A 16174-nucleotide genomic window follows, 5' to 3' on the forward strand; every position below is an offset into this window, starting at 1 on the left:
AGATTTTCTCTATTTTAGTGCAAAATATCTAATTTTTAAGCGGTATATTATGTTTTTCTTATCTAAATTATTCCAATCATACAAATCAAAAACTGTTAATAAATGGTTAGACGAATATGTAAAAATCTTAGCTGAACGAGAATTAAAACCTAAAACTAGAGAAATAAAGGCTTATCTTATTAAAGTTATTCGTCGAGAAATTGGCAACAAATTAATAAAGGAAATAACACCTGCCAATATAACTAAAATTATTAAAATCTATACAGATCAAGACAAGACCCCTTCTGGTAAAAATATATATCATCTTTTAACGGATGTGTTTAGGGAAGCCTACGCCCAAGGTTGGAATGATAAAAATCCTGTCGATCCAATTAAATGCCCAAAAGTTGTGGTGAAACGATCGCGTATGACCTTAAATGAGTTTAAAAAAATATTAAACGAGGCAGAAAAAACAGGTAACAAGGTTATGCATAAAGCAATGATGCTAGCATTAGTAACGGGTCAACGCCGTTCTGATATAGCAGTGATGAAAAAATCAAATGTAAAACGAAACCACTTATTAATTGACCAATACAAAACTGGCGCAAAAATAGCATTACCAGTTAAATTAGCGTGCAAAAAAATTGGCATGTCATTACGGGATATTATCGATTCCTCAAAAGAAGATTATTTACTTACTATTAATAATAAACCGATTAAATTAGAAAGTATAACCAAACAATTTGCGCAATTACGTGATAGGACGTTCAAAAGAAGTTATTGGACTGGTACACCTACCACGTTTCATGAAATTAGATCACTGGCCGAGCGTCTGTATCGGGAGCAAAACATAGATACAATGACCTTGCTCGGTCATAAATCTCAACAAATGACTGATAAATATAATGATAATCGGGGTAGAGAATATAAAAAATTGAAGGTGGGTAAATCCACCTACTTATGAGGTAGGTGATCAAACAACGTTTAAAAAACGGCCGAAATATAACGAGTCAGAGTTAACTACATTAAATGATTATACATATCATATAAATGGCAATACTGTTGTTTTAAGACGGGCAGACGGACTTATTATTCAATATTTTACGGCAATGTATTACGGTTGTGATTCAAGAAATGGAAATGGAACAGTAGCAACATTACCTATCTCATTTTCAAATAATTTCTATTTTGCGATAGCAAATGACGGCGCTGAAGGTTGTCATACTGTTACAGCATTACCGGATACACTTTCAACGGTCAAAATTTGGGGCAAAGTTGGCGATATTTATGTTGATTCCCTACTTCAAATAATTGCAATCGGGAGATAAATAACATGATCTATTATAATCCAAAGAATAACTGCTTTTATGATTCAAATATTAATGACGTTCCAACAAACTCAGTCGAGATATCCAATAAAGATCATGCTGAATTGTTAGAAAAACAGTCGAAGGGATTTGTAATTAAATCTGATATAAATAGGCGCCCTGTTGCTATTGAACGCGTTTTTACTAACGATGAAATAATATTACAAAATGAATCACTGCAACAACAATTGATAAATATTGCCAATGAACAAATAATTATTTTAGAGCGAGCCATAAAATATAATCGTGCGGAGGATGCAGACAAACTTCTACTTGAACAACTTGAACTATTTACAATCAATGTATCCCAAGCCAATTTGTCTGATCCTGACTTAACATTTCCTGAACTACCTAAAAAAGCCCTTTAGGGCTTTTCAGGAATAACAACATCGGGGTTACTTAAATCGAGTTCATATAAATCAATTGAGTAATTTTCTAATAACTCTAATCTTTTTTTGTCTGCGTCAGTCGCTCGACGTAGACGAACTGATCTATTCAATATATCAATTTCTGCATTTGCAACATTTAATAATGAATCGTGCAATGCTTTTTTTTGTTGTATTTCATATTCCTTTTTATATTGTTCATTCAACACCCAATCATCGATTTTCCATTCATGAAATTCTGACGGTTTAGGTTCTGAATATGATAAATCACTAAAAATTACACATCCTTTATTTATAGCACTATATAGCTCATTATGTTGCTGTTCTGATATTTCGATAGAATCCGCTGATATTTCATTGTTAATTTCATCGATATAAAATGACTGCGTTTTATAATTAAAAAAATGTTTCATTATTTAAAATCCTATTGCTATGTAAAATAACCCCGTATCCGCAAATTGTCCTATTGGATTTTTTCCCCAACATCTGAAATGTGTATTAGATATTGGATTGGTTGCTGTCGAATTGACACCAGCATAACCGTCATTGGACACAATAGATAAACAGCGATTAGGGAATGCAGTATAAAATGGGCATACACACCCTTCTACATCTTTTATTGAAAGGTATGAAACCAGTCCCCACTGAATTATTAGTCCTGAGGGAAATCTTTGATAACCAGAGCCTTCAAATGCATTCGCAAACAAGTCAAGACTGATTACATTACTATCGTTAATCATAGGCCGTTTTTTAAACGTTGTTTGATCACCTACCTCATAAGTAGGTGCACCATTCTGCATTTTTTTTATCGCCGGCAGAGCGTTAATATCATTAGCGGTTAAAGTAACATTTGATTTCAACTCATAACCATTAATTTGAGTTATTTTCGGAACCAGTTTGTTTAACTCTTTTTGTAGTTCTTGCTGAGTATTCGCCTTGTGATTTTGCATCGTGGTTGATAATAAATCATCGACATATTTACGAGTAGCGAGTACCACAGATGGATCTATTTTTAACGCTACAGAATCAACATTATCAACAATAATAATCATTCTGATAACCTGCGTTCGGCCACTGCCTTCGGATAGTTGTGGTTTATAAGTTGCCGGGCAATTACCAACAGCGACTAAAGTATTATTCTCATCATATAAACCTATTTCATGAATAAACCAACCACCTTGTGTTTCAGGAATAACTAATTCAGCAATAATTTGATTGGGATTTTTTTCATCAGTTGTTAATGAATTAAGTGGTGCTTTATAGACTTCATGAATAAGGTTGGTTTGAGTGGCATTTGGTGTAGTCGCACTACCATTTCCATCCCCAACGGCCATCTTAGTTAATTTGAGCGGAGTACTTAAAGCAGCCGCATTTGCTAGTAATGCCGCCCCTTGTTGGGTAATTAATGTATAAAATTTTTGACTCATATTTTCATCCTATAAATAAAAAATCGAATCGCCAATAAAGCGATCGAATGAGCTGATTGTGTTTGTTTTAAATATCCAATTTATGAATAAATTATCAAAATGCATTGAATTTGCATTCCATAAAATGGCTTGCTAAAGATAATGACACAATTAAAAAGAGTGAGTTAATGAATAGATTTGTAACCCAAATTATTACAAACCGCTAAGGAAACTACTTGCTAGGAATATAAGATATGAAAACACTTCCAAGAAATTAGTAAATTTTTTGTTTATTAGTTAACTCTATTTTGGTTGGTTTGAATATTAAATATTTAGTGCTGGTTGTACATCAACATGATTAATAAATACTCGATATTTTTTCAATATTTTAGTTTTTCTTCATAAACATTTAGTAATATGAGGAGATCAATTACATCTTGTAGTATTGATATTTTATCATTACCTACTTTTAATAGCTGACATCTTAGAGTTAATTAATCATCTAATAGTATAAAAGTAAGATAAGTTAAGAATTAACCAGAGTTAACTTGCCGTTTTCGCATTCCAAGGCATTAGTTCCCCTGTTTGTTCTTATTGAAAAGACGAATGAGTTTTTTGTTAAGTATATGTGTCAACTATAACGTCACCATTTGCTTGTAAAAATAATTGAGGAGTGTATACCATCAAATTAATATTTGAGGATTAATAAAGCACTCTCGTTTGGGTGACTATGGATAAAGGGTTAGCTATGCTTAAGGCTCATTCTAAATAAAAAACAATTACCTAAATAGACATACTACTACAAAAGTATAACATTCTACTTAGGCATTAAGATTGATAATGCACTATAAATAACTAAATAAATATAGAGTTAATAGTGCTGTAACAATCTTTGATTAAAGGTTAATATTCAAAGCTTCTTGCAACTGTTTTGCTTTCGCAACCGTTGTTGACTTTAATTTTGATGAAGCTATCTCGTGCAGACCTTCCCATTTAGCATCTTTGATGTAACCACGCAATGCAGCTTCTTTCAAATAAGCGGCATACTGTAACGATATATCTAAAATACGATTTGTCCAGACTGGTATTTTTTCCCCTCGACTAATTAGATTACCAACAAAACGAACACATTCAATTAAAATAGGCCAAAGTAATGGTAAAAATTTAATTTCTTTTTCTAATGACCTAATAAGTTTTACAGGACTTACAATGGGATTTTTTAAAAATAGTAAAATTGCTCTACGAACAGTTTCTTCATCAATGTGACTTGTTAAAATATAATTTTCAGCAAAATAGGCACCCTCGCCATTTTGAGCGAGAAGTCCAATAACAACCATCAATAAAGTATTTGATAATGCGGGTATTTCTGTACTAGACAATGGTTCATCTTGATTGCTTAGCCAATTCCGATATTTGCTAACCAGTAAGGCCTTTTTATCATTATCCCAATGCAAATAAACACTTTCTTGGCTATCTGTTGTAAATTTAGGGTGTTCTATGGGGGCGGGATATGCTTGACATTGCCCTTCTATTTCTAAATCAAAAAACCAATTTGTTTTTACTATATGAAAAACACGGTCATTAATATCTGGTAGTTTCAATGTAAAAATGAAAGCGGAATTAGATTTGCTTTGCTCAAATAAATCAATTGAGATAATAGCGCCATCATCAAGTACTGGAATATTTTTTTCTTTTTTAGGCCAAATTTTATCAAAATCAGTTATATTAACTTCATTAGATTTTTTTGATTTAACAGACTTAATGTCTGGTAATTGGGTAATAATATATTTTGCTACACTGATTGCCCGTGAACTACCTGTTTTTTCAGCTAAAGCTCTCAAACCTAAAAGATCCAGTTGGTTTGGCGACGCAAGTCCATTGGTAACTGCAAACTGAACTTCGGGTAAAAATTCTGCCATAGCATTTACAATTTCATCAGTTCCCACTAGTAATCTCGGTGCATGTACAGATGCTAAAATTAATTCATCTAAAATTGGCCATACAACGGATAAAAGCCCTTGCTGAGCAATATTTGACAGTGTTGCAACTAAGCTCATTAATTTAGAAGGGGTTCTATTTGCCCAATCTAGCAAGAAAACATCAGCAATTCCTGGGATAAGTAAGCCTCTTTCCCATGCCTCATTCACTGCTAAGGCTATATCAGCTATAGCACGAGATGATGCTGAACGCTGTGCTGCAAGAAAATTCATTGCCGCGCCAGCAGTTAACGGTATTTGCCTCCTAGCAATTTGCCTAAAAATGAGTCCCTTGACATGTTCCGTTTCATTGAAACAAGAAACACTCATACGCATAGCGGCATCCCCCCACAGCGGAAACACCGAAAACGCATTAGTCAAATCGTGTAAAGAACCAAATCGTTTAGGGAAATATTGCAATGATGAAGTGGTTGGAATTTTTATATCCCAAAAATATTCCTCATTATAATCTAATAAAACTTCTTTTACAGGGCAATCAAGATAAGCTAAAACTATGTTACCAGCGTTAACAGGCATTTTTTTACCTGATTGTAAAATGACATCAACATTTAACGTTTTTAATAAGTTTAAATTTTTACTACTTTGTGTTTTGGTATCCAAACGAGTTAAAGCTAAAAATATATCCGCTTCAAGTGCATCAATATTATTTTTCTGGTATTTTTCTAGTCGTTTACAAAGATCATCTACTGTAATTGAAAGGTCATTCTTACTGGGAGTTGATAAAATACAAGGCAATTGATCTAAATTTTTGCACACTACATAATTACGAGCATGCAATACTTCATGTATCATATCTTTCTGATCTGCTCCCCAATAGCCTTCAGGTTCGATTCCTTTCACCCAACAAGCAATCAAATTAAGTAGTACATCAACAGATGTTGGTTTCACCCCCGCCAAACTTGTTCTAGCCGATTGAGGATCGGTATAAGCGATCTTATTTGCAACAGCTAAAAATCTTTCAGCAACAGTATCACAAACAAACTCTCTTCGACTAACCAGTTCACTGGCAAGCTCTGTTAGTGCTTGAGGTGTAACTTCTCCCGAATCAAATTGAGGACATGTCCACAAAGATGGTGTTTTTTGCCAAAGATGTTTAATGTCCTGTGTATGACTTTCTTCATTTTGTGCATAATTGAGTTGCCAATGGTTAGCCAATTGACTAGTTAGCTTTGCAATAGATTTATCTTTATCGTCACACCATATTGCCAGCCATGGTGTGAGTTGCGCTACATCACTAGGGGCTTTTCTTGTCATTGCTGTTTTTAAAACTAACTGTTTTGTTGATTTAACCTTTGCTGAGAATGAAGCTATCATTACCTCATTTAAAAGTTCATCATCAACATTCTCAATCAATATAGGCGCAATTTTTGCAATTACATCTGATTCACCTTTGGCAAGTAAAGGAATCAAAACAGCTGTTCTTTCACATAACGTTGTAGTACTTATCCCTAACTCCTCTATTGCACTAACCCAAACCTTTCTATCCCCATGTCGAATGGCAATATCTAACGCAAAAAAGATAAACTCTATGGCGTCTTGTTTTGAGAGCCAACCTTGTTTAACACCTTCGATAAATACAGAAAAGAATGGTCCAGTTGCAGGTACATTGACGGCAATCCCTATTTTAATATGCTCAGAAAATCTGCGTTTTATTTGTTCTTGTGTTGGTAACTCTTGAGTCGATACTGCTCTAGAATAGTCTTCAGCAGGTAATCCCATAGACAAAGCAGCATAAACAGCCCAATCTTTCATATATTCGTAGCTTTCAGGAATAGCTAAATTTAACTGATCAACAAGTTGAACGGCAATATCACCAAATACACTTGAAGAGTGTTCAAATACTCTTCTTCTGGATACGCAAGCTTTGCTGATAAAGTTAGTCGCATATTTTTCACCTTTATCCTTAATAATAGGCAGTAATAAGGGCCTATCAGCAAAATAAGCAAACTCTAGAGCACGGGTGATAGAAACGCCAATCCTAATAGCATACAATGTGATATGTTTGAGATTGCATTCAATATATCCTTCATTGCTGTAATCGCTGTTTGCCTCTCTTTTAATAAGACGCTCCCAGTCTCCATTTTTTAGACCATTCAGCGCTATTTTTTGTTGTTCTTTTGTGCCTAGTGGTTGCTGTAATATGGTATCTATAGTTACTTTTTCCCATCCCAAAGAGTTAAAAATAGCAACGGCTTCTTCAAGCTTAGAGTTCATAAATACCTTCCTTGATTTGTACAGCTAAAACATGCTTACAAGGGCCTTTTTTCTGTTGATTTTTAAGATACCAAGTACATGTACATTGTGGATTGCAATTCAGTTGATTTATAGGAATAGACACACGATAACTATCATCTGTAGAATTGACTATCCATGTCATCTCATCAATTTTTTCGATCCGATCAACTAATTTATGCGCACCAATAAGACGTGGATTATCTTTTAAAATTCGGTTCGGATCTTCTGGTAATTCGCGATGAAAATAAGAACCTTCGTATGCATCAAACCCAAGTTTCCCAGAAACGGCAAGATAAGCAAGTGCGCGCTCAATGCGATAATCCTCTAATGCTGAAATATTTGACAATTGTTCTTTATTAATAAGCGCATCAAACTGTAAAAGATCATTCACTATTTTTGAATCTTCTTGTTCTACTGATGAAACTAAAGAGGTTAACAATGCTCCTTCACCAGAATATCCTTGCCATGCTTCAGCTGTTAAGCTAAGTGTTAAACGAGCACCCAAAAGGCTTACTTCAATCATGCATGGCCCCTGCTCGTTATTTTGCAAACAGTAAAAGGTTAAACTTTTAATATTCGTTATTAGGCGCTTAAGTGCATTGAGACGATGCAAGCCAGATATATAAACACTATGCGTATCGCTTCTAGACATTAATTTAATACCTGAACGCGATAATACAAGCCAACCAGATTGATTTTTACTCGTTACATTAGGTAGAGTACTCACAAACATTTGTGCTTGAAGTCCTTTTATTGTAAAAACTGGCTTCATGTTTTTATGAATTTCAGCGATATTGCCTAAAGCTCTTATCCACCGATTAGGCATTTGAACAGGCCGTTGTAAAATGATTTTATCTAACCTATTGAGATGATTGCCTTTATCCTCTATATGCCGTGTTGCTAACCCTTGATCACCTATATTTAAATGAAGTCTGTCTTTACTATTAACCTTAGCAAGCGCTTGTCTTAAACCAATACCAATATCAACATTAGTCGTACCTCGATAAATCTCTCCATCAAGGCCTTCTCTTAATAAATCTAAACGTGCATATACCCCATTACAGGCAGAAAAACACTCTGCTCTTACACGATCACCTTGCGCTGAAAGTACCGGATCTTTTTGAAACTCAGGCTTATACTGGAAATAGTTCGTAGAAGTAATGTCTGCTAATACAAGCAAGCCTCTTGCAATAATTTGAGGGTAAAGAGAAAAACCAGAAAAAAATACCGGATGATGAACAATACCTGTTGGCGTCAAAGCAGGCGAAAGCGCTAAAGCTAGTGCTCCATCAGTAAAATTTGATTGCTGAAAAAAAGCCCGCACGGTTTTTCCTAAATAAAAAAATTAAAACAAATGCTACATATGATATCTGTTACGATTATATAGTTTATTGATGATTAGTTTATCAAAAACCACCAAAAAAGTGAGTTTTTTTAAAGGGAAACATTGCTTTTAGCATTTATTTATCAGAAGATTATTTATATTAGGTTTTTTATGAAAAATATCTATTTTTAACGCTTATCTGTCCATTTTGTTGGCAATATTGAGCGCCAAATATTTGTACAATAACCAAATTGAAATGCAATAAATAATCTATTATTTGGTTGAGTTATTAAAATAGCAATATAATTAAAAAATTGAATAATTATTTAATTAACTAAAATCTATTTTTTCATCTAATGTGATAACACCAGATGTCGCGGCAATTTGCTCTGCTAATAATTTAATAAATATCGATTTGCCAGAGCCGTTATGACCACCATAGACAAACCCTCGTTCAAATTGAGTCGTTACATGATTAACAACAAGGATATCTTGAATTTGGTATTCAATATCTTGAGCAATAAGCATACTAATTTAATTATCCATCCAATTACACTTTAAAGTTATCCTATCTACCTATTCTGATCCTATTTTCCCATTGTTCGGTTTGCATAGAATGCATTTAAAAATGCGAGTACTATTGAGCCGATTACGACGGGGAAATAACCAAATTTTTGTGCAAGATAATAACTCAGTGATATCACGATAAATCCACATATAAAACTTGGTGCCGATTGAGCATTACAGGCAGTAGAACGTGCCTGTGAACTATCTGAGTTGTCCATTATGATAGCTGTAATCGCAATAGACATTAAAGGTAAACTAAAGAAGTAAAGAAAACAGGCTAAATAGACATTAAAAATATTAACATAACCTAACGAGATCGGAATGAATGCAAGTAAAGCAAACGCCTGAAAAAGTAATGAATAGGTTAAACTTTGTTTCCTAGATAATCGCTTGAGGATTTTTGCAACTAATATAACCGCCACTAAGCTAACAATGGATCCAAATACTTTTAATAAAATAGCAATATCTGATAATGCCCAACCATCATCGACAAGTATTGGTGATAATAGATTATAAGCCGGTAGGAAACTAAACGGCATAAGTATCAAAATAATTAACCAATTAATTCTACCTTTCCAGATGATAATCAGATCTTTCCAATATTTAGGATCCATATTTTCATATATTGGTTTATTTTGACAGTAACGGTACTCTGCAAAAAAGAAAAGTTGAATTAATGTAAATCCAATTAAAATAGCAATTAATAATAAACAACCCATCCAACCAATATAGGCATAAAGTAGTAAAATTACTCCGCCACCTAAAATATTACCTATCATAGAACCACTGGTTTTGATACTTGAAATTAGATAACGTTGCTGAGCTAAAAAAATATTACAGGCTAATCCTGATATGGCTAATTCTTGAGTTGCAGTCATGGTCGAAAAAATAAAAATGATGGGTAAAATGATATAAAACTGTTGTATAGGATCTAACAAAGCTATAAATATTAAACATACTAACATTAGCGTTAAAGAGATAAATAACCAATTACGATAATGAGACATTCGCCGTTTTAAATATTTATCAATAACCGGTGCCCATAGAATTTTTAACCCGATTGGTAACATCATTAAAGGAATAAGACTTAATTGGTCTAACTCCATGCCATCTTTTCTTAAAATTAAAGCTAAGGCGATAGTCAAAAAGCCAATACCAACATATTCTGTAATATAAAGACTTACAAATAATAACCATACATTTTTAGGTAATTTAATTGTTGCATTGTCATTCATTTACTAATTATCCTTTTGCAGTACCTATTTTGTGGTCATAATATTTTCATTAATACCATTCTTTAATAGTAAAAAATAAAACAAACTTAAACCTTTCGTACATATAATATTTAACTGATTTATCAATAATTTATTTGTCCAGAAATACCTACTTGTCGTGGTTGTTGATAAGTGCTATATCGAGAAGATGAGGACATAAAGCACAAGCTAAATAAACTAAATTTTGCAGTTATTTCTACATCCGAACACATCAAAATTGATAATGATTTTCATTTGCGATCATATAGATTGGGAAATAAGCTGTCAAATTACTGTTTAAAAAAAATCAATATTATTAAATTAACTTGATTTTATTCAGAAGGAATAACTAAAATTTATAATCAAGTTGAATGATATATAAAATAAAACACCCTAGTTAAACTAGGGTTTGATATGTAGACAGATGAATTAATCTAAGTGATTAACTATTTTTTCTTCGCTTTTCCTTGATACTCAGCATAATACTCTTGAGCAAGTTTTCGCATTGATAAACCAATCGCTGCATATTGGTATTCATTTAAGTTGGCTAATGAAGCTCGAGCCGAAGGATGCTGTACAGCAAATCCTTTACCAGGTAATAAAACAACCCCTGCTTCATCGGCAATTCTAAATAACATCTCAGATGGATTTTTATTTTTTAAGATCCATTTAGCAAATTTGTCATCATAAAGCTCACGACAAATATGTTCTAGGTCAATTAAGGTATAGTAATCGACACTATTTTCATCAGTATGATGCGCAAGCCCTAAATGTTGATATAACGAAGCCGCTCGACGACGGATCAATGATTTTAATGCTGCTTTATAACTTTGATCGGTATCCATCATCTCACACAAAGCAAATAACACCATTTGTACTTGTTGTGGAGTTGAAAGCCCAGCAGTATGATTTAACGCCACTGCACGACTGTCGGCCACTAAACGGTCAATAAATTTTAGATTTTCAGGATCAGTTACAATAGAACTATAGCGTTTATCTAAAATTTGTCTCGTTTTGCTTGGTAATGCCTTAATTTTTTTATCGAATATATTATCACGTGCTGTGGCAATCACCCCTAAACGCCAACCAGTTGCGCCAAAGTATTTAGAAAATGAATAAACTAAAATGGTATTTTTTGGACAAATAGCAAACAAAGATTGGAAATTATCGGCAAATGTGCCATAAACATCATCAGTTAAAATAATTAAATCAGGACGTTTTTTCACAATATCAGCAATGATCTGCAAACTTTTATCATCAATTTTTACTGATGGGGGATTAGATGGGTTAACTAAGTAGAAAGCTTTAATAGTCGGATCTTCTAATTTGCGTAATTCCGCTTCAGGATATTGCCAGTTCGCATCAGGATCAGAGTTAACTAAAACCTCTACTAATTGATAATCATTAAGCTCTGGAATTTCTAAATAGGGTGTAAAAATAGGTGCGCCAATGGCAATTTTGTCACCTTTTTGGATTAAGTTATTTTCTTTCATCGAATTGAAAATATAGGCCATTGCCGCTGTACCGCCTTCAACGGCAAAAAGATCCAGATCATCACGTCTTAGATATTGTGCTCCCATTTGAGTGAGGACATATGCTTTAACTACCTCTTCACTAAAACGTAGCATTCTGTCTGGTACAGGGTAATTACAGCCTAAAATACCCTCCACCATCTCTTGTAAAAATGCATTTTCATCTAGGCCTAGCTGATCGCGAATATAAGAAAATGCTTTACCTAAAAAAGACACACCAGGTGTTTGATAATTTTGACGAACAAAATGTTCAAAACGCCCAGTTAAACCAACTTTAATTGGCATGCCTCCGACACCTTCATTCATATATGAAAAAGACATTTCAGATTCTTGTAACGCAAACACACCTAGTTGAAAAAACGCTTGTCGTGGCCAAGTTGCCAAAAAGTTGGGATTACCACGCCCCGCATTTAACATCACACGATCAGTATGGCTTTGTGCTAGTTTAATTAAATTATCTTTCAATTCAAAAGGACTTAAATTCGCGTATTTCGCATATTCATTATTACTTTTCATAACCATGTATCCTTAATTTGAGATGTCAATTAAACAAAAGCAACAACTAATGGTCCTAACAAGGTAAGGAAAACATTAGCTAAAGCATAGGTAATTGCAAAAGAGTTGGTAGGCGTTGAGTTACCGGCTTTATTTAGTACTTCACCAAAAGCTGGATTCGCACTGCGAGAGCCAGCTAAAGCCCCGGCAAATACAGCCGAATTTTTATAACCTAGCACATACTTACCAAAATAAATGCCAAGTAACATCGGCAATAAAGTCACCACAACACCGATTAAGAATAATGAAAGACCTTGATCTTTAATAGTATTAATGGCTTGTAAACCTGAGCTTAACCCAACCACGGCTACGAAGCCAGCTAGACCAAAGTCTTTAAGTAATTGCACTGCTCCAGTTGGAATATTTCCAACAGTTTGATGTAAAGAGCGATACCAACCAAACAATAAACCTGATAATAATGCACCACCACCTGCACCTAAAGTGATTGGAATATCACTGACTCGGATCACAATAAGACCAATAATAAGTCCAACTACCAGACCTAAACCATGGAATATCCAGTCAGTTTTTTCACTTTTGGTAATCGGAGCACCAATTCTGTCAACCACACGCCTTAAATCACCATCGGTACCATAAATGGTAATAACATCACCTAACTTAAATACCATATCATTATTTAATGGCAATGGTTGCCCATCACGATGAACAGCAATTAAATAAATACCATGTTTTAACTTCATCACTTCGTCAGATGAAAGCACTTGCGTTAAATTTTGACCGACATATCGAGTATTACGCATTTCAACATCTTGGGTATTCATCACCACATCCATACCCTGTGCTGAATTCACTTCTTCACCCAATAAATCAGCTGCAGCAATCATGGCATCCCGATGACCAACAACCAAAATAATATCTTTGGCTTTTAATAAGGTTTCAGGTGCAGCTTCAATAATACGATTGCCACGTTTGATTCGCTCAATACTAATACCATTAATCACCTTTTCTAAACTTTCAACGGTTTGATTAACCTTATTAGTAATACGATATAAACGACCAGTTACATCAGATAAAGCAAAGTTTTGACCACTACCTAATAAAAGTGAACCATGTAATTGTTCTGCTTCGGCCTTAATTGCATCGTCGTTAATTTCTCGCCCCATAATTTTCGGCAAAATGTTAACACAGACAATAATCGCACCGAGTGAACCGAAGATATAAGTCACTGCATAACCAATGGTCACATTACCTTGTAATCGGCTTAACTCTTCTGGGCTTAAACCTAGCTGAGTTAACGCATCTGATGCCGTACCCATAATGGCAGATTGTGTTAATCCTCCTGCAGCTAAACCAGCAGCAAGACCTTTATCTAAATTGAATAATTTGGCTAAAACTACTACCGTTACAAAACCAGCAACAGCAATAAATAGCGCTAAAAAGATTTCACGTAGAGTTTTAACTCCTAATGAACGGAAGAATTGTGGTCCACTTTCGAACCCGACTGCATAAATAAATAGAGCGAAAAGCACAGCTTTAACACCAGCATCGACAGTGACACCAAATACACTTAATGCAACTGCCACCAATAATGAACCCGCAACCCCACCTAATTGGAATTTACCGATTCGAATTCCACCAATCAAATACCCTAAGCTTAAAGAGAGAAATAAAAGTATTTCGGGTGAATGCTTAAGTCCATCTAAAATCCAATTTGAAAGCCATTGAAACATAATAATTGTCCTCAAGTGCTAAGATTTATGAAATAGAAAAAGATAGAAAAGAAAAGATTGGAACTTGAATAATATTCATACTAATTTATGAATATGGATATATTTTAAACTTCAATACCAAGAATAGATAGTTAATTTTAACGATTAATATTATTGTCAGTAAATAATAAAATGTTTTATAGAAAGTAAAGGAAGGTAATATTGGCGCATCCAACTATTATGAATGAGAATAAGCCCAAACCAATGTTGGGCCTACCGGTTTTTCATTAGAAAATAGGATTCATTTTAGATAAAATTCTTAGTTAGCTCTGAATAGACTTTCTCTAATTTTAACATCAAGATTATTTACCCAACGATTGTAATTACGGTGAACTTTTCCACTGCTGCCTTGTAAGTTTGGACTAACAGACACATAATTAATTGAATAACTTGTCGCAGAATAAGGGATATCAACTATAACTTCAAATTTACGGTTGAATAAATGCCCCCTAATAGTATTACTATTTAATACTTCCATTTTCCAAGAACCAAATGATGCTTTGCTTTTTGTTTCACAATCCAAAATAGCTTGCTTAACCTGTGCTTTAGTCAAACCATTAACTGGGGTAGTAATATTTTTTGGCGTTTGATATTTACCTGCACAACCAAATAATAGTGAAACTAAAAAAAATGCTGCAATATATTTAAAAAATCTCATTGTTTACTCCTTAAAGATGATTTTAATTAACGTTTTTTACATATTAGTAAAGTGTGACCAAATCCAAGTCCATCAATATCTGTCTCAACATGGAATCCAGCTTCATTTAGGCATTGATAAAATACTTTAGAGTGATAAAAGCGACTATTACCATTTGCTAAACAAGAAAAATAGAGGGAGGAAGCATTTAAACTTAAAGCGCCTGCTGCAAAATTTTGGCGATCCCAAAAAAGATCCATAATACAAACATATGCATCATCATGCATACTACGGTTTATCAATTTTAAAATATGTACAATTTGCTCTGTACTAAAGCAATCTAAAAACTGGCTCATCCACCATAAATCAGCATGATTGGGTAAAATATCTGTTTCTAGTAAGTTTACAGCAATACCATCGATACGATTTTCAAGGTTTGCTTGTTTAACATTTTCTTTAGCAACTGCTATTTGCTCAGGCAAATCTAAAATTGTTACTTGAGTTTCAGGCAAATGTTTAGCTGAATAAATCGCCCATTTGCCAGTATTACCGCCAATATCATAAATATGCTTGGGTTTTAATTCCATAATATGAGATAAAGCAACAGGAAAAGAGTGATCGGAATAAAAGTGATCAAAATCAAACCAACTTTTTTTCGCTTGTTCGGGCAACGACTGCAACATAGGGTAAATCGTGTTTCCATCACCAAAAACTTTAAGACCGCTTGGTTCGCCTTTTTCAAGTGCTTCTTGCAGAAAAAACATACTTTGGTAGCAAATATCTTGGGAAAAATTTAAGTTAACTTCGGTCATTTTATCATGTAATAAAAAATGTCCAACTTTACCTAAAATATAATTGGAGTCTTGCTGATAAATGACACGCAGACTAAGTGCAACATCCAACAAAAGTTCAATTGCATAAGATGATAAAGACACTTTTTTAGTTAACTCTTCTAAATCAATACCTGTTTTACCAGACTGATCTATATAAAACAAAATTCCTTTGTTTTTTAGACAAATAATGGCTTGAAATAAAATAGGAGCAAAAGCAATTTTTTGAGCTTCTGTGATCGCCTCTAAGGCTGTATAAATTTCCTTATTAAATCCATACTTGATGTTTTCTTGTCCTGTCAATGTATTGCCTTTTTATGGTTTTACTGTATTGTATAAATAAATCGAAAATTTTAAGTAATTATCGAATCAATAA

At 33.8% G+C, this 16174-nt stretch carries 13 protein-coding genes; 3 read left to right on the top strand and 10 right to left on the bottom strand.

Annotation, left to right across the window (positions count from 1 at the left end):
* The first annotated feature begins 49 nt into the window (after positions 1-49).
* The 3 genes from AC5LXI_RS12545 to AC5LXI_RS12555 all read left to right on the top strand — a co-directional run bounded on the left by AC5LXI_RS12545 (position 50) and on the right by AC5LXI_RS12555 (position 1714).
* Positions 50-943, top strand: coding sequence for a tyrosine-type recombinase/integrase (locus AC5LXI_RS12545; protein WP_493442642.1), 894 nt, complete (start codon positions 50-52; stop codon positions 941-943).
* A 145-nt stretch (positions 944-1088) separates the two neighbouring features.
* Entirely contained in the window at positions 1089-1307 is a 219-nt protein-coding gene (locus tag AC5LXI_RS12550) for a hypothetical protein (RefSeq protein ID WP_493442643.1), read from the top strand.
* A gap of 5 nt (positions 1308-1312) precedes the next feature.
* Entirely contained in the window at positions 1313-1714 is a 402-nt protein-coding gene (locus AC5LXI_RS12555; protein WP_493442644.1) for a tail fiber assembly protein, read from the top strand.
* On the opposite strand, the gene AC5LXI_RS12560 is transcribed toward AC5LXI_RS12555, so the two are convergent.
* The 10 genes from AC5LXI_RS12560 to AC5LXI_RS12605 form a co-directional block, all read right to left on the bottom strand.
* A complete protein-coding gene (locus AC5LXI_RS12560) occupies positions 1711-2145 on the bottom strand; it encodes a tail fiber assembly protein (RefSeq protein ID WP_493442645.1) in 435 nt (144 codons plus the stop codon). The two genes, AC5LXI_RS12555 and AC5LXI_RS12560, sit on opposite strands and share 4 nt — an antisense overlap.
* Before the next feature lie 3 nt (positions 2146-2148).
* On the bottom strand, positions 2149-3159 hold the full coding sequence (locus tag AC5LXI_RS12565) for a phage tail protein (protein WP_493442646.1): 1011 nt from the start codon (positions 3157-3159) through the stop codon (positions 2149-2151).
* A gap of 875 nt (positions 3160-4034) precedes the next feature.
* On the bottom strand, positions 4035-7349 hold the full coding sequence (locus AC5LXI_RS12570; RefSeq protein ID WP_493442647.1) for a hypothetical protein: 3315 nt from the start codon (positions 7347-7349) through the stop codon (positions 4035-4037).
* Positions 7339-8694 carry an SWIM zinc finger family protein gene (locus tag AC5LXI_RS12575; protein ID WP_493442648.1) on the bottom strand — a complete coding sequence of 452 codons (1356 nt, stop codon included), beginning with the start codon at positions 8692-8694 and terminating at the stop codon, positions 7339-7341. Before AC5LXI_RS12575 ends, AC5LXI_RS12570 begins: the two co-directional genes overlap by 11 nt.
* A gap of 330 nt (positions 8695-9024) precedes the next feature.
* Positions 9025-9222: an ATP-binding cassette domain-containing protein gene (locus AC5LXI_RS12580; RefSeq protein ID WP_493442649.1), complete on the bottom strand. Its 198-nt coding sequence runs from the start codon at positions 9220-9222 to the stop codon at positions 9025-9027.
* 59 nt (positions 9223-9281) lie between these two features.
* Entirely contained in the window at positions 9282-10496 is a 1215-nt protein-coding gene (locus tag AC5LXI_RS12585) for an MFS transporter (protein ID WP_493442650.1), read from the bottom strand.
* A gap of 464 nt (positions 10497-10960) precedes the next feature.
* Positions 10961-12562, bottom strand: coding sequence for a bifunctional aspartate transaminase/aspartate 4-decarboxylase (locus tag AC5LXI_RS12590; protein ID WP_065614542.1), 1602 nt, complete (start codon positions 12560-12562; stop codon positions 10961-10963).
* 29 nt (positions 12563-12591) lie between these two features.
* Positions 12592-14292 (bottom strand): aspartate-alanine antiporter, encoded by a 1701-nt coding sequence (gene aspT, locus AC5LXI_RS12595; protein WP_493442651.1) that lies wholly within the window; start codon positions 14290-14292, stop codon positions 12592-12594.
* 298 nt (positions 14293-14590) lie between these two features.
* Positions 14591-14989 carry a hypothetical protein gene (locus AC5LXI_RS12600; RefSeq protein WP_493442652.1) on the bottom strand — a complete coding sequence of 133 codons (399 nt, stop codon included), beginning with the start codon at positions 14987-14989 and terminating at the stop codon, positions 14591-14593.
* A gap of 26 nt (positions 14990-15015) precedes the next feature.
* Positions 15016-16083 carry a class I SAM-dependent methyltransferase gene (locus tag AC5LXI_RS12605; RefSeq protein ID WP_493444307.1) on the bottom strand — a complete coding sequence of 356 codons (1068 nt, stop codon included), beginning with the start codon at positions 16081-16083 and terminating at the stop codon, positions 15016-15018.
* Positions 16084-16174 lie beyond the last annotated feature (91 nt).

The organism is Gilliamella sp. LMG 34361 (assembly GCF_984569075.1).